General features: G+C 72.9%; 14 protein-coding genes. 11 read left to right on the plus strand and 3 right to left on the minus strand.

Annotation, left to right across the window (positions count from 1 at the left end):
* The first annotated feature begins 99 nt into the window (after positions 1-99).
* The 5 genes from ACUYMY_RS06250 (at position 100) to gatB (ending at position 5,563) form a co-directional block, all read left to right on the plus strand.
* The gene (locus tag ACUYMY_RS06250) at positions 100-1,533 is read left to right on the plus strand and encodes a CitMHS family transporter (RefSeq protein ID WP_481702750.1); all 1,434 of its coding nucleotides are present in this window, start codon (positions 100-102) and stop codon (positions 1,531-1,533) included.
* 144 nt (positions 1,534-1,677) lie between these two features.
* A complete protein-coding gene (locus tag ACUYMY_RS06255; protein ID WP_481702751.1) occupies positions 1,678-2,067 on the plus strand; it encodes a hypothetical protein in 390 nt (129 codons plus the stop codon).
* 113 nt (positions 2,068-2,180) lie between these two features.
* Positions 2,181-2,477 (plus strand): Asp-tRNA(Asn)/Glu-tRNA(Gln) amidotransferase subunit GatC, encoded by a 297-nt coding sequence (gatC, locus tag ACUYMY_RS06260; RefSeq protein WP_481702752.1) that lies wholly within the window; start codon positions 2,181-2,183, stop codon positions 2,475-2,477.
* Between the two features lie 3 nt (positions 2,478-2,480).
* Positions 2,481-4,049 (plus strand): Asp-tRNA(Asn)/Glu-tRNA(Gln) amidotransferase subunit GatA, encoded by a 1,569-nt coding sequence (gene gatA, locus ACUYMY_RS06265; protein ID WP_481702753.1) that lies wholly within the window; start codon positions 2,481-2,483, stop codon positions 4,047-4,049.
* 2 nt (positions 4,050-4,051) lie between these two features.
* Complete coding sequence (gene gatB, locus ACUYMY_RS06270) at positions 4,052-5,563, plus strand: Asp-tRNA(Asn)/Glu-tRNA(Gln) amidotransferase subunit GatB (RefSeq protein WP_481702754.1); 1,512 nt, start codon at positions 4,052-4,054, stop codon at positions 5,561-5,563.
* A 166-nt stretch (positions 5,564-5,729) separates the two neighbouring features.
* On the opposite strand, the gene ACUYMY_RS06275 is transcribed toward gatB, so the two are convergent.
* Positions 5,730-6,113, minus strand: coding sequence for a VOC family protein (locus ACUYMY_RS06275; RefSeq protein WP_481702755.1), 384 nt, complete (start codon positions 6,111-6,113; stop codon positions 5,730-5,732).
* Positions 6,114-6,331: 218 nt separating this feature from the next.
* Here ACUYMY_RS06275 and ACUYMY_RS06280 point away from each other — a divergent pair, with 218 nt between their 5' ends.
* Entirely contained in the window at positions 6,332-6,925 is a 594-nt protein-coding gene (locus ACUYMY_RS06280; RefSeq protein WP_481702756.1) for a DUF5666 domain-containing protein, read from the plus strand.
* A 39-nt stretch (positions 6,926-6,964) separates the two neighbouring features.
* Here the strand turns inward: ACUYMY_RS06280 and ACUYMY_RS06285 are convergent, their stop codons facing one another.
* Positions 6,965-8,299, minus strand: a complete 1,335-nt coding sequence (locus tag ACUYMY_RS06285; RefSeq protein ID WP_481702757.1) for an amidohydrolase family protein — start codon at positions 8,297-8,299, stop codon at positions 6,965-6,967.
* Between the two features lie 145 nt (positions 8,300-8,444).
* Here ACUYMY_RS06285 and ACUYMY_RS06290 point away from each other — a divergent pair, with 145 nt between their 5' ends.
* Positions 8,445-9,071 (plus strand): DM13 domain-containing protein, encoded by a 627-nt coding sequence (locus ACUYMY_RS06290; RefSeq protein WP_481702758.1) that lies wholly within the window; start codon positions 8,445-8,447, stop codon positions 9,069-9,071.
* A 41-nt stretch (positions 9,072-9,112) separates the two neighbouring features.
* Here ACUYMY_RS06290 and ACUYMY_RS06295 read toward each other — a convergent pair whose 3' ends face one another.
* Positions 9,113-10,069, minus strand: coding sequence for a LysR family transcriptional regulator (locus tag ACUYMY_RS06295; RefSeq protein ID WP_481702759.1), 957 nt, complete (start codon positions 10,067-10,069; stop codon positions 9,113-9,115).
* 71 nt (positions 10,070-10,140) lie between these two features.
* On the opposite strand from ACUYMY_RS06295, the gene tdh reads away from it, so the two are divergent.
* From tdh to ACUYMY_RS06315, 4 genes are read left to right on the plus strand one after another with little or no spacing between them, the layout of a single operon-like run.
* Entirely contained in the window at positions 10,141-11,187 is a 1,047-nt protein-coding gene (gene tdh / locus ACUYMY_RS06300) for an L-threonine 3-dehydrogenase (RefSeq protein ID WP_481702760.1), read from the plus strand.
* 35 nt (positions 11,188-11,222) lie between these two features.
* Entirely contained in the window at positions 11,223-12,476 is a 1,254-nt protein-coding gene (locus tag ACUYMY_RS06305) for a glycine C-acetyltransferase (RefSeq protein ID WP_481702761.1), read from the plus strand.
* A 9-nt stretch (positions 12,477-12,485) separates the two neighbouring features.
* Positions 12,486-13,625 (plus strand): NAD(P)/FAD-dependent oxidoreductase, encoded by a 1,140-nt coding sequence (locus tag ACUYMY_RS06310; RefSeq protein WP_481702762.1) that lies wholly within the window; start codon positions 12,486-12,488, stop codon positions 13,623-13,625.
* Positions 13,622-14,881 carry an amidohydrolase family protein gene (locus tag ACUYMY_RS06315; RefSeq protein WP_481702763.1) on the plus strand — a complete coding sequence of 420 codons (1,260 nt, stop codon included), beginning with the start codon at positions 13,622-13,624 and terminating at the stop codon, positions 14,879-14,881. Before ACUYMY_RS06310 ends, ACUYMY_RS06315 begins: the two co-directional genes overlap by 4 nt.
* Positions 14,882-14,937: the final 56 nt, after the last annotated feature.

Here is a 14,937-nt window from a genome sequence, read left to right on the forward strand (position 1 = left end):
GAGCCAATGGCGGCAAACACCGTGTGACCTGGGGCTCACCCCTACCGTCGTAGTGCGCATCACACCGCGGTGGTGCGGTTCACAAGAGAGGAGCCAGCGATGCTGGTAGTGCTCGGCTTCGCGATGATCGCCGTCTTCATGGTGCTCATCATGACCAAGAAGCTCACCCCGGTGCTTGCGCTGATCATCGTCCCGACCATCTTCGGCCTGTTCGCCGGCGCGGGACTCGGGCTCGGGGACATGGTCCTGACGTCCATGAAGTCCATGACGTCCACGGCGGCGCTGCTGATGTTCGCCATCATCTACTTCGGCCTCATGATCGACGTCGGACTGTTCGACCCGCTCGTGAAGTTCATCCTGCGCAAGCTCGGCAACGACCCGGCCAAGGTCGTCCTCGGCACCGCGCTGCTCGCCGCGGCCGTCTCGCTCGACGGCGACGGTTCCACGACCTTCATCCTCACCACTGCGGCCATGCTGCCGGTGTACCTGCGCCTGGGCCTGAGCCCGGTCGTCCTGACCTGCGTCGCCGGCCTCGCGAACGGCACGATGAACATCCTCCCGTGGGGCGGCCCGACCGCCCGCGCCGCGACCGCGCTCAAGATCGACGTTAACGACGTCTTCCTCCCCATGGTCCCCTCGCTCCTGGCCGGCCTGGCGCTTGTCATGCTCTTCGCGTGGCGCCTCGGCCTGCGCGAGCGGCGCCGCCTCGCCCTCGAGAACCCCGAGCTGTGGGGCCCGGACGCGAACGGCGGCTCCGGCCTCGGCTCCGGCCCGGGCGGCAAGCGCGCGACGCCGGGCGGCGGGCTCGCGCTGCTCGATTCGCCCGTGCTCGTGGCCGCCGAGGAGGAGGCCCGCGACACCGCGCTGGCCGGCACCGCCCTCGACCCGAACCGCGGGACCCTGCGCCCGAAGCTGTTCTGGTTCAACCTCGCCCTGACGGTCGGGATCATGGCCCTGCTCATCGCGGACGTCCTGCCGCTGCCGTACGTCTTCATGGTCGGCGCGGGCGTGGCCCTCGTCGTGAACTTCCCCCGGGTCAAGGACCAGGCTGCCCAGCTCGTCGCCCACGCCCCGAGCATCGTCGCCGTCGTGTCCATGGTCATGGCCGCGTCCGTCCTCACCGGCGTCCTGACCGGCAAGATCGGGGAGACCACGATCGTGCAGGAGATGTCCGGCTGGCTCGTCTCGATCATCCCGGCCGAGGCCGGCCCGTTCATGGCCGTCATCACGGGCGTGCTGTCCATCCCGATGACGTTCTTCATGAGCAACGACGCGTTCTACTTCGGCGTCCTGCCGATCCTGTCCGAGACGGCCGCGCACTTCGGCATCCCCGCCGCGGACATGGCCCGCGCGTCGATCACGGGCCAGCCGTTCCACATGCAGAGCCCGCTCGTCCCGGCGATCCTGCTGCTCGTCTCGCTCTCGAAGGTCGAGCTCGGCGACCACCACAAGCTTGTCCTGTGGCGCTCGGCGGCGATCTCGCTCGCGATGCTCGCGGTCGGCGTCGTGCTCGGGGTCATCGGGATCGGGTAGCTGCCGCCCCCGGCACCCACCCCGGGTCCTGCCCCTGGTTTCGGAATCTGCCCCGCGCTCCGGCGCGGGGCATTTTCCGAAACCGGGGGCACTGAAGTGCCTGTCGGCCTCGGGCGGTGGTGCCGCCGGGAGGACAATGGCCTCATGGGAGACTTCATCGTCTACCTCGACACGTCAGAGGTCCGGCCCGGGAGGCTCGCGGAGCTCAAGGAGGCCATGGCGGAGCTCGCCGCGTTCGTCGAAGAGAACGAGCCGCAGATCGTCAGCTACGCCGTCCACTTCTCGGAGGACGGGTCCACGATGAGCGTCGTGCACATCCATCGGGACGTGGCATCGCTCGAGCTCCACCTGCAGGTCGCCGGCCCGAAGTTCCCGCCCATCGCCCCGCTCATCCGGTTCCGCTCCATCGAGGTGTTCGGCCGCCCCGACGACGAGATCGTGGAGCAGCTCAAGGCCAAGGCGAGGGCCCTCGGCGGCGGGACCGTCACCGTCCACGACCTCCACGCCGGCTTCGCCCGGCTCGAGCGGGACTGACGGCGGTCGCTGCGGCATCGCGCCCGTGGCAGCTTTCGCCGCGGCAGCGCGCCGTCGTGCGCGGGCCGCGACTAGACTGGACGCCGAACACGTACACCTTCATAGGGAGATCCATGGCTGAGATCACTCGCGACGACGTTGCGCACCTCGCGCAGCTCGCGCGGATCGAGATGAGCGAGGCGGAACTCGACAAGATGGCGGGCGAGCTGGCCCACATCGTCGACGCCGTCAAGAGCGTGAGCGAGGCCGCCGGCCCCGACGTCCCGGCCACGAGCCACCCGATCCCGCTGAGCAACGTCTTCCGCGAGGACGTGGTCGGCCACGTCCTGACCCCCGCCGAGGCGCTGTCCGGCGCCCCCGACGCCGACGAGGACCGCTTCAAGGTCCCCGCCATCCTGGACGAGGAGTAAGCCATGAGCCTGTCCGAACTCATCACGTCCAGCGCGTCCGCGCTCGCCGAGAAGCTCGCCGCCAAGGAGGTCTCCTCCGAGGAGGTCACGAGCGCGCACCTCGAGCGCATCGCCGAGGTCGACGGCGGGGAGCGCGGCGTCCACGCGTTCCTGCACGTCAACACCGAGGAGGCGCTCGCCGTCGCCCGCGAGGTCGATGCCGCGCGCGCCGCCGGCGGGGACGATGCCGCCGCCCTCCACCCGCTCGCGGGCGTCCCGATCGCGATCAAAGACCTCATCGTCACGATCGGCCAGCCGACGACGGCGGGCTCCCGCATCCTCGAGGGCTGGATGAGCCCCTACGACGCGACGGTCATCAAGAAGATCCGGGCCGCGAAGCTGCCGATCCTCGGCAAGACCAACCTCGACGAGTTCGCGATGGGCTCCTCGACCGAGCACTCCGCGTTCGGCCCGACCCGCAACCCGTGGGACCTCGACCGGATCCCCGGCGGCTCCGGCGGCGGCTCCGCCGCGGCCGTCGCGGCGTTCGAGGCGCCGCTCGCGCTCGGCACCGACACCGGCGGGTCCATCCGCCAGCCCGGCGCCGTGACAGGCACGGTCGGCGTCAAGCCGACCTACGGGGCGGTGTCCCGCTACGGCGCGATCGCGATGGCCTCGTCGCTGGACCAGATCGGCCCCGTGTCCCGCACGGTGCTCGACTCCGCCCTGCTCCAGGAGCTCGTCGGCGGGCACGACCCGTTCGACTCGACCTCCCTGACCGACCCGTTCGACACCCTCGTCGCCGCCGCGAAGGAGGGCTCCGTGAAGGGCCTGCGGATCGGCGTCGTCAAGGAGCTCGGCGGCGAGGGCTACCAGGCCGGCGTCGAGGCGCGCTTCCACGAGGCGCTCGAGCTTCTCAAGGGCGCCGGCGCGCAGGTCGTCGAGGTCTCGTGCCCGAACTTCCAGTACGCCCTCGGGGCCTACTACCTCATCATGCCCTCCGAGGTCTCGAGCAACCTCGCGAAGTTCGACGGCGTCCGGTACGGCCTGCGCGTCCTGCCCAAGGACGGCCCGATGACCATCGAGCGCGTCATGGGCGCGACCCGCGCCGCCGGCTTCGGCGACGAGGCCAAGCGCCGCATCATCCTCGGCACGTACGCCCTCTCGGCCGGCTACTACGACGCCTACTACGGCTCGGCCCAGAAGGTCCGCACGCTCGTCCAGCGCGACTTCGACGCCGCGTTCGCCAAGGCGGACGTGCTCATTTCCCCGACCGCGCCCACGACGGCGTTCCGGCTCGGCGAGAAGCTCGACGACCCGCTCGCGATGTACCTCAACGACGTCGCGACCATCCCCGCCAACCTGGCCGGCGTCCCGGGCCTGTCCCTCCCGGGCGGCCTCGCCGACGAGGACGGCCTGCCCGTGGGCATCCAACTCCTCGCCCCGGCCCGCGAGGACGCCCGCCTCTACCGCGTCGGCGCCGCGCTCGAGTCGCTGCTCGAGGCCCAGTGGGGCGGCCCGCTGCTCGCGAAGGCACCGTCTCTGACGGCTGCGGCGGCTGCGACGGCTGCGACGACCGAAGGAGTGAAGTAGAGATGGCAGCCACTGACGAGATCCTGTCCTTCGACGAGGCCATGGAGCGCTTCGACCCGGTCCTCGGCTTCGAGGTCCACGTCGAGCTCAACACCAAGACCAAGATGTTCTCCTCGGCCCCGAACGTGTTCGGCGACGAGCCGAACACCAACGTCAACGAGGTCGACCTGGGCATGCCCGGCGTCCTCCCGGTCGTGAACAGGGCCGCGGTCGAGTCGAGCATCAAGATCGGCCTGGCCCTCAACTGCGAGATCGCCGAGTCCTGCCGCTTCGCCAGGAAGAACTACTTCTACCCGGACACGCCGAAGAACTTCCAGACCTCGCAGTACGACGAGCCGATCGCGCACGACGGCTGGCTCGACGTCGAACTCGAGGACGGGACCGTGTTCCGCGTCGAGATCGAGCGCGCGCACATGGAGGAGGACGCCGGCAAGCTCACCCACATGGGTGGCGCGACCGGCCGCATCCAGGGCGCCGACTACTCGCTCGTGGACTACAACCGCGCCGGCGTCCCGCTCGTGGAGATCGTCACGAAGCCGATCGTCGGCGCCGGCGATCGCGCGCCCGAGCTGGCCCGCGCCTACGTCTCGGCCGTCCGCGAGATCGTGAAGAACCTCGGCGTCTCGGACGCGCGCATGGAGCGCGGCAACGTCCGCTGCGACGCGAACGTCTCGCTCATGCCCAAGGGTGCGAGCCAGTTCGGCACGCGCTCGGAGACGAAGAACGTCAACTCGCTGCGCTCCGTCGCGCACGCCGTCCGCTTCGAGATCCAGCGCCACGCCGCCGTCCTCGCCTCGGGCGGGACGGTCACGCAGGAGACGCGCCACTGGCACGAGGACACGCGCACGACGACGGCGGGCCGCCCCAAGAGCGACGCCGACGACTACCGCTACTTCCCCGAGCCGGACCTCGTCCCGGTGGTCCCGAGCCGCGAGTGGGTCGAGGAGCTGCGCGCGCAGCTGCCCGAGCCGCCGGCCGAGCGCCGCAAGCGCCTCAAGGAGGCCTGGGGCTACGCCGACGCCGAGTTCCGCGACGTCGTCAACGCGGGCGTCGTCGAGGCGATCGAGGAGACCGTCGCCGCGGGCGCCTCGCCGCAGGCGGCCCGCAAGTGGTGGATGGGCGAGATCGTCGGCCGCGCCAAGACGGCGGACGTCGACCCGGCCGAGCTCGGCGTGACCCCTGCCGCGATCGTCGAGCTCAACGGGCTCGTCGAGGATGGCAAGCTCAACAACAAGATGGCCGGGCAGGTTCTCGACGGCGTGATCGCCGGCGAGGGCACCCCGACCCAGGTCATGGAGGCCCGCGGCCTCGTCCTCGTCTCGGACGACGCGCCGCTGCTCGAGGCCATCGACGCCGCCCTCGCCGCCCAGCCCGACGTCGCGGACAAGATTCGCGGCGGCAAGCTCCAGGCGATCGGCGCGATCGTCGGCAGCGTCATGAAGGCCACGCGCGGCCAGGCCGACGCAGGACGCGTCAAGGAGCTCATCCTCGAGAGGCTCGGCGTCAGCGCCTAGCAGCGACCCCGCATCGCAGGGACCTGACCCCGCATCGCAGGAACGTGACCCCGCATCCCGACCAGGGATGCGGGGTCACCTTTCAACGTTGCGGGGTCACCTTTCAACGTTGCGGGGTCACCTTTCAAGGATCCGAGGTCACCGCGGATGCCTCTGGCCCGTCGACTCAGTTCTCGAAGAGGCAGAAGGGGTGCCCGTCCGGGTCGAGGAAGACGACAACGTCGTCCTGCGGCTGGTGCTCTGCCCGCTGCGCACCGCACACCTTCGCGTGGGCCGCCGCCTTCTCCAGATCCTCGACGCGCAGGTCCAGATGCATCATCATCTGCTGGCGCCCGGGCTGTTCGGGCCAGACCGGCCGCACGAAGTCGTCCTCGAGCTGGAAGGACAGGCCTGGTCCGCCTCCGGGATTGCGCAGGGTGCACCAGTCGCGCTCGTCGTTGCGGATCTCCCACCCGAGGAGGCGGGCGTAGAACCGGACGGCGGCCTGGGGGTCCGGGCTCCCGAGGACGGTTGACTCGAGGTGGATCGCGGGGCTGTCGGAGCGGCTCACTGCGCCAGAATACGCACGACGGCGCCCGGCCCAGAAGGCTCCGGAAGGAACCTCGGGCGCGCCGTCGTCCGCTGACCCCGCATCGCTGGGAGGTGACCCCGCATCGCGAGGGGGGAGGCGGGCATCCTCGCGGGCGAACCTGTGCAGCAGCCATGCATTCCCTGTGGAAGGGTGCCCGACCCGCGCGAAGAAGCCTCCTTCGGGACGATCATGGTGCCATGAAGTCTGCACCAGGCCGCATCCGGCGCGGCATCGTCATCGGCGCACTCGCCGTGGGCCTCGCTGGCGCCGGCGGCGCGGCCGTGTGGGCCTCCGCGGGCCCGTCGCCCGTCCTGACCGCTTCGGATTCCGGGTCCGCCTCGGCCCCCGCCAAGCCCGGCGGCCAGGGCCTCAAGCACGGCCTCAAGCACGGGCTGATGCGCGGGGGGCTGCACGGCGAGGTGACGGTCAAGAGGGACGACGGATCCTTCGCCACCTTCGTCACGCAGCGCGGCACGGTCACCGAGGCCACCGACACGAAGCTCACCGTCAGGAGCGAGGACGGCTACGAGCACTCCTACACGCTCAACGCCGAGACCCGGATCCGTGCCAAGGACCAGAAGGACAAGACCCTGTCCGGGTCCCAGCTCGCCGTGGGCGACGAGGTCGCGGTCCGGGCCCTGCGCTCAGGCGGCGAGGACGTCGCGGAGCACGTCGTGAAGGGCCCCTTCCCTGCCAAGGGCCAGGGCCAGGGGCAGGGCCAGGGTCAGGGGAAGGGCCTCAAGAACCGCGGCCAGACCCAGTCCCCGTCGCCCTCGCCCTCCGCGACCTAGTACCGAGCCACGGCCCGGGCCCCGCGGGCGCCCGCAGGCTCAGATGTCGTTGCGCACCACGACCCCCTGCGCGACGACGGCGCTCACCTTCTCGAGCGCTCCCGCATCGGCGAGCGGGTCGGCGTCGAGCACGACGGCGTCCGCGAACGCGCCGCGCGCGAGCACGCCGGCTTTGCCCTCCCAGCCCAGCAGGGCCGCCGCGCGGGTCGTCGCCGCGCGCAGCGCCTCGAGCGGGGAGAGGCCCGCCTCGCCGAGGAGCCGGACCTCGGTGCCGATGGGCGTGACGTCCGTGCCGAAGGAGTCCGTGCCCGCGACGACGGGGACGCCCGCCTCGTGCGCGGCCAGGACCGCGGCCTTGAGCACGGGGGCGTACTCGGCGCCGCGCGCGGCCAGGATGGGGTTGGGCGAGGCCGCCATGGACGTGATGGCGTCCATCGTCGGGGTGAAGTAGGTCCCGCGCCGGGCCATCTCGGCGATGGTTCCCTCGGTCACGAAGACGCCGTGCTCGATGCTCCTCACGCCGGCGCGCACCGCGCCGTCGATGCCCTCGGCGCTGTAGGCGTGGCACAGGACGCCCGCCCCGCGCGCGGCGGAGACGATTGCGGCGAGCTGCTCCTGCCCGTAGACGAGCTCGCGCGGATCCTGCTCGGGCAGCCCGGCGCGGGGGTTGGAGCGCGTCTTGATGACGACGGCGCCGCGGGAGAGGTTCACGCGGGTGAGGTACGCGAGGTCCGCGGGCTCGGTCACCCCCTCGAGGTGCGCGAGCGGCGCGAGGTCCGGGTCCGCGAGCAGCGAGTCGCCCAGCTGCGGCGAGACGAAGAGGCCGGCGGCCCGCATGCGCGGCGAGGCGCCCGGCGCCCACTCGGGCAGGGCCGAGAGGGCCACGTCCTGGTAGAAGCTGCTCGAGCCGCTGCGCACGCTCGTCGCGCCGCCCGCGAGGAGGAGCCGCGCGTCGGCGAGGGCGTTCGCGTGCACGTGCACGTCGACGAGGCCCGGGACGATCCAGCGCCCGGTCGCGTCGATCCGCAGCGCCCGCCCGGCGACGTCGGCGACGGCCCGCCGCGTCTCGTCGCGCGTCCCGGCGGCGGCGACCGCCCCGGCGTCGAACACGACGACGGCGTCGGGCACCGCGCCGCCCGTGGCCGGGTCGACGAGCGTCGCGCCCTCGACGATGAGGGCCTGTGGCATGCCAGACCGTCCGTGGTAGCTGGGGCCCGACGGCGGACCGTCCGCTCGTGCGGGAGCCGCGCCGCCGAGCTGTCCCGCGACGGCGGCGGCCGAGATCCCGGCCAGCGCGGCAGCGCCGGCGAGGATGTTGCGGCGAGAAACCGGGCCACTAGGGGCGGGGGCGGATTCGTGGTCGTGAAGGCACATCGTCGGGCTCCTGGGGTCTGGGGGAACTGGATCGGGACGGACGGAGCCGCAGGTGCGGCCCACATCACAGTATTTGGTATACCTAGACGTAGCGCAAACGGGCGGACTCCTGTGCTGTCCGGGTCCCCGGATCTATCCTTGGGGCATGTCCGTTGTGCGCTCGGGTCTCCGTGCTTTGCGCGCCCACCCCGTCCTCAGCACGCTCGGCGCGATCGCCGTCGGGGTCCTCCTCGGCGTCGGGCTCTACCTCTTCCAGCCGTGGCGGCTCTTCACGAGCTCAACCCTCATCGAGGCCGCGCCCACCGCGTCCCAGGGTTCCGGCGCAGGTCCCACGGCGACGTCGGCGACGTCCCCTACCGCCACGCCGTCGGCCGTCCCCTCGGAGCCGCAGCCCTCGCCGCCGCCCACCCCGGCTGGCCCGCGCATCCTCGCGGCGGGGGCCATCATCAGCCACGAGCACGCGAGCTCGGGCAGCGTGCGCGTCCTCGAGCTCGCCGACGGCAGCCGCGTGCTGCGCTTCGAGGGCCTCGACACCTCGGACGGGCCGGACCTGCGCGTGTGGCTCACCGACGCGCCGGTCCTCGAGGGCTCCGCGGGGTGGCACGTGTTCGACGACGGCCGCTACCTCGACCTCGGCGAGCTCAAGGCGAACAAGGGCGACCAGAACTACCCGATCCCGCCTGAGGCCAACCTCGCCGAGTACACGTCCGTGTCCGTGTGGTGCCGCCGGTTCGCCGTCTCGTTCGGCGCGGCCGCCCTCGCCGCGCCCTGACGCCCGCCCGAGGCGTCCGGGGCCCGGGCCCACACCCCGCCTCAGCCGGCAACCAGCTCGGCCACGACGTCCCGCAGCGCCTCGACCACGAGCTCGACGGACCGGCGGCGCGCGTTCTCGGGCCGGATGAGCAGGTCGATGCGGCGCGTCGTCGCGATCCCCTCGAGCGGTCGCAGGACCACGGAGTGCGAGAGGGCCAGGGCCGAGGCCGTGTGCCGCGGCAGGAGGCCGATCGCCCCGCCCGCGGCGACGACGGCCGCGACCGAGGCGTAGTCGTTGATCCGGTGCGCGACCTCCGGGGCCCTGCTCGCGACCGCGGCGATCGTCGCGAGGACGTCGGCGGGGGAGTAGCCGGGGCGGCTCGAGACCCACGCCTCGCCCGCCACCTCGGCCGGGGTGAGGGAGGCGCGGGCGGCGAGCGGGTGCCCCATGGGCAGCGCGACGTCGAACGGCTCCTGGGCGAGCGGCACGACGACGAGCCGGTCCTCGGGCCAGGCCTCGCTGTGCGCCATGCGGTGCGCGAGGACCACGTCGTACCGGGCGGTCAGGGCCGGGAAGCCGTGCTGGGGCACGTCCTCGTCGGCGAGCCGCAGCCGCGGCGCACTGCCGGCGCCGCCGCCCGCGGCAACACCGCCGCCGCCGGCCTCGCCGTCGGGTGCGAGCCGCGCCGCGAGCCTCCCGAAGAGCGCCTGCCCGGCCGAGTGGAAGGCGCACACCGAGACGGTCCTCGCCGGGTCGTCGTGGTAGGCGCCGATCGCCGCCCGCGCGTCCGCCATGGCGCGCACGACGGCGCCGCCCGCCTCCGCGAGGACCCGGCCGGCGTCGGTGAGCACGAGGCTGCGGCCCTCCTTGCGCGTGAGTGGCACCCCGGCGCTGCGGGTCAGGAGCGCGAGCTGCTGGGACACGGCCGACGGGGTGACGAGGAGCTGCTCGGCGACCGCCTTGACGCTCCCGAGCTCGCCGAGTTCGCGGAGGATCTGCAGCTGGCGGACATCCATAAGGAAACTCTAAACCGTGCGTTGAGATACCCGCTGTTGTTCTAAGTCGTCCGGTGGCCTTGAATGGCCTCATGAAAGCCCTCTACAAAGCCGGCCCGCAGCCCGGCTTCGAGCTGGTCGAGCGGCCCGAGCCCAAGCCCGGCCCGGACGAGGTCAAGATCCGCGTCCTCGCGACCGGCATCTGCGGCACTGACCTCCACCTGCAGCAGTGGGACGCCTCGGCGCAGGCCATGGCGACGGCGCCGTTCATCCCGGGCCACGAGTTCTACGGCGAGGTCGTGGACGTCGGCGAGGACGTGCGCGAGGTCCGGGTGGGGGACCGCGTCTCGGGGGAGGGACACGTGGTCTGCGGGATCTGCCGAAACTGCCGCGCCGGTCGCCGCCAGATGTGCATCCACGTCTCGAGCGTCGGGATCCAGCGGGACGGCGCGTTCGCCGAGTACGTCGTGATCCCCGAGACCAACGCCTGGGTCCACCGGGACCCCTCGGTCACCCCCGAACTCGGGGCCATCTTCGACCCGTTCGGCAACGCGACGCACACCGCGCTGAGCTTTCCCCTCGTCGGCGAGGACGTGCTCATCACGGGCGCGGGCCCGATCGGGCTCATGGCCATCTCCGTCGCGCGGCACGCCGGCGCCCGCAAGATCGCCATCACGGACGTCTCGGCGCCCCGGCTCGCCCTGGCCCGGCTCATGGGCGTGGACCTCGCGATCGACGTCTCGCGGATGAGCGTGCGCGAGGCCCAGCGCGAGCTCGGCATGGTCGAGGGCTTCGACGTGGCCTTCGAGATGTCCGGCCACCCCTCGGCGCTGCCCGAGATGATCGAGAACATGAACCACGGCGGCCGGATCGCGATGCTCGGCCTGCCAGCGCAGCCGGTCGAGATCGACTGGGGCAAGGTGGTCACGCACATGCTCACGCTCAAGGGCATCTACGGCCGCGAGATGTTCGAGACCTGGTACGCCATGAGCGCGATGCTCCAGAGCAACCCCACGCTGCGGCGCAACGTCGCCGCCGTGGTGACCGACGTCCTGCCGGCCGAGCGCTGGGAGGAGGGCTTCGCCGTCGCCCGCTCCGGCCGCGGCGGCAAGGTGGTGCTGGACTGGTCCGGAGTCTGAGCGGGAAGCTTGGGCGGGAACTTCAAGGAGGGCGCATGTTCGCAGGCGTGAAGGGGCAGCTGGCCGAGGAGCTCGAGGCCATCCGGGCGGCCGGGACGTTCAAGGAGGAGCGGCACATCGACTCGCCGCAGTCGGCGCACATCCAGGCCGGCCGGCTCGGGGCGCCGGCGGGGGAGGTGCTCAACTTCTGCGCGAACAACTACCTCGGCCTCGCCGACCACCCCGAGCTCATCGCCGCCGCCAAGCGGGCCCTCGACGAGCGCGGCTTCGGCATGGCCTCCGTCCGATTCATCTGTGGGACCCAGGACGGGCACCTCGCGCTCGAGCGGCGCGTCTCGGAGTTCCTCGGCACCGAGGACACGATCCTGTTCTCGAGCTGCTTCGACGCCAACGGCGGCGTCTTCGAGGCGCTGCTCGGCCCCGAGGACGCCGTCATCTCGGACGCGCTCAACCACGCCTCGATCATCGACGGCATCCGCCTGTGCAAGGCCGCCCGCCTGCGGTACGCGAACCGGGACATGGCCGAGCTCGAAGCCCGCCTCGAGGAGGCGGCCGCGATGAACGACGGCGCGGGCGCCCGGCGGATCCTCATCGTCACCGACGGCGTGTTCTCGATGGACGGCTACCTCGCGCCGCTGGCCGGGATCTGCGACCTCGCCGAGCGCTACGGCGCCATGGTCATGGTCGACGACTCGCACGCCGTCGGCTTCATGGGCGCGACCGGCGCCGGGACCCCCGAGCACGCGGGCGTCTCGGACCGCGTGGACATCTACACGGGCACGTTCGGCAAGGCCCTCGGCGGCGCGTCGGGCGGGTACGTCTCGGGCCGGGCCGAGATCGTCGCGATCCTCCGGCAGCGGGCCAGGCCCTACCTCTTCTCGAACTCCGTGGCCCCTGCGATCGTCGCCGCGACGCTGCGCGCCCTGGACCTCGTCGCCGGGTCCGGGGACCTGCGCGCGCGGCTGTTCGAGAACGCCGCCCACTTCCGGCGCCGCATGGCCGAGGAGGGCTTCGAGCTCCTGCCCGGGGAGCACGCCATCGTCCCGGTCATGTTCGGCGAGGCCGCGCTCGCGGGCCGGATCGCCGCCGAGATGCTCGCCCACGGCGTCTACGTCACGGCGTTCTCGTACCCGGTCGTCCCGAGGGGGCTCGCCCGCATCCGCGTCCAGCTCTCCGCCGCGCACACCGCGGACGACGTCGAGGCCGCCGTGGGTGCCTTCGTCGCCGCGCGCTCGGCGGTGGCCGAGGAGGAGTGGGGCGCCTCCCCGGAGGCGGGGGAGCGGCGATAGGGTGAGCCCATGTCAGCGACGACGAACAGCAGCCACGACCTCGACGTCCTCATCGTCGGGGGCGGCATCGCCGGGCTCTCCCTCGCCGCCGAGCTCGCGGGCCGCTGCCGCGTCGCGCTCGTCGAGGCCGAGCCGACGCTCGCCTACCACACGTCCTCGCGCTCGGCCCAGCAGCTCATCCCGAGCTTCGGGCCCGCACCGGTGCAGGAGCTCACGCGCCGGACGCTCGCGCGGCTCGCGGCCGAGTCGGAGGCCGGGGAGCCGCTCGCGTGGCCCAGCAAGTTCATGCTCGTGGGCACCCCCGAGGACGTGGAGCGCGAGTCGCACGGCGGCATGCAGGCCCTGAGCCCGGACGAGGCCCGCGCGCTCGTCCCGCAGCTGCGCCCCGGCGCCTTCGAGGCCGCCGCGCTCGACACCGAGTCCGTCCGGACCGACGCGCTCGCGCTCCTGGCCCGCCACGAGGCCCGTGCCCTCGCCGGCGGCGCCTCCATCCACCTGGGCAGCCCCGTCCACACGGCCCAGCGCGTGGGGGAGGGCTGGCTCGTCGGCGCGGGCGCCGAGGGCTTCCACGCCACCAGCGTCGTCAATGCCGCGGGGGCCTGGGCCGACGACGTCGCCGTGCTCTTCGGCGTCGAGCGCCTCGGCCTCCAGCCGTACCGCCGCACGGCCGCGCTCGTGAGCCTCGCCGCGCCCCTCGACCCGGACACGCCCATGGTCGCTGCCGCGGACGGCACGTGGTACTTCCGCCCGGACGAGGCCGGCGCCCTCGTCTCCCCGTCGGAGGCCGAGCCGAGCCGCGCTGAGGACGCCTTCCCCCGCCCGGGGGACATCGAGCGAACCCTCGAGCTCATCGGCAGGTTCGCGGACCTCCCGGTGACGGGGGTTGTGCGCGCATGGACGGGCCTGCGGACCTCGTGCGCCGACGGCCTCCCGGTGCTCGGCTTCGACCCCGAGGCGCCCGGCTTCTTCTGGCTCGCGGGGCAGGGCGGCTACGGCTTCCAGACGTCCTCAGCTATGGCCGAGGACGCCGCCGGGCAGCTCCTCGCCGGCGCCGAGGCGCTCCGCACGGGGGCGCATCCGGTATCCGAGACAGAGAGGGCCCTCGACCCGCACCGCCGCTCGGTGCGAAGCCAGAGGATCGGAGGGTGAGCACCGCAACCCTCCTCATCGACAACATCGGCGAGCTGTCCACCCAGCACCTCACGGGCGAGGCGAGCCCCGAATCCGGCGACAGGGCCGGGGTGCTGCGGGACGCCGCCGTCGTTTTCGAGGGCGAGCGGATCGCGTGGGTGGGCCCGTCGTCGTCCGCCCCGGCAGCTGACGAGCGGTACGACGCGGGCGGCCGCGCCGCCCTGCCCGGCTGGGTCGACTCGCACTCGCACCTCGTCTTCGCGGGCGACCGCACCGCCGAGTTCGAGGCGCGCATGGCCGGCCAGGCCTACGCCGCGGGCGGGATCGGGGTCACGACGGCGGCGACGCGCGCCGCGTCCGACGGCGAGCTGCGGCGCCTGCTCGCCGCTCGCGTCGCGGAGGCCGCGGCAGGGGGGACCACGTACCTCGAGACGAAGACCGGCTACGGGCTCGACATCGAGCACGAGCGCCGCAGCGCCGCCCTCGCCGCCGAGTTCGCCGACGAGGCCACGTACCTCGGCGCGCACCTCGTCCCGGCCGGGGCCGACGCCGAGGAGTACACGGACCTCGTGTGCGGGCCGATGCTCGAGGCGGTGCGTCCGCACGTGCGCTGGGCCGACGTGTTCTGCGAGACCGGCGCCTTCACCGAGGAGCAGTCCCGGCGCGTCCTGCACGCGTGCCGCAAGGCCGGCCTCGGGCTGCGCGTGCACGGCAACCAGCTCGGGCCCGGGGCCGGGGTGCGGCTCGCGGTCGAGGTCGGGGCCGCGAGCGTGGACCACGTGAACTTCCTCGACGACGCCGATGTGGATGCGCTCGCGGGCACGTGGGCGAAGTGGGCCGGCCCGTCGTCGCCTGACTCCGCCGCGGGTGCCGGCACCGTCGCCACCGTCCTGCCCGCGTGCGACCTCTCGACGCGCGCCCCGCTCGCGCCCGCCCGCCGCCTGCTCGACGCCGGCGTGCAGGTCGCGATCGCCTCCAACTGCAACCCCGGCACGAGCTACACGAGCTCGGTCGCCTTCTGCGTCACCACGGCCGTCCTGCAGATGGGCCTGAGCGTCCAGGAGGCCGTGCGGGCCGCGACCTTCGGCGGGGCGCTCGCGTTGCGCCGGCACGTGGGGGAGGACGCCGAGGGGAAGCGCGCGGTGGGCTCGATCGCCGTAGGGCACCGCGCCGACCTCCAGCTCCTCGACGCGCCCTCGGCGACGCATCTGGCCTACCGCCCGGGCATGCCGCTCACCCACGACGTCTGGCGCGCGGGGACGCGCGTCCGCTGACCCGGCCGGGGCCTCCACCCCCCGTTGGGGGGTCACGTCCCTGCGTTGCGGGGTCA

The sequence above is a fragment of the Sinomonas sp. T428B genome, from assembly GCF_056780155.1.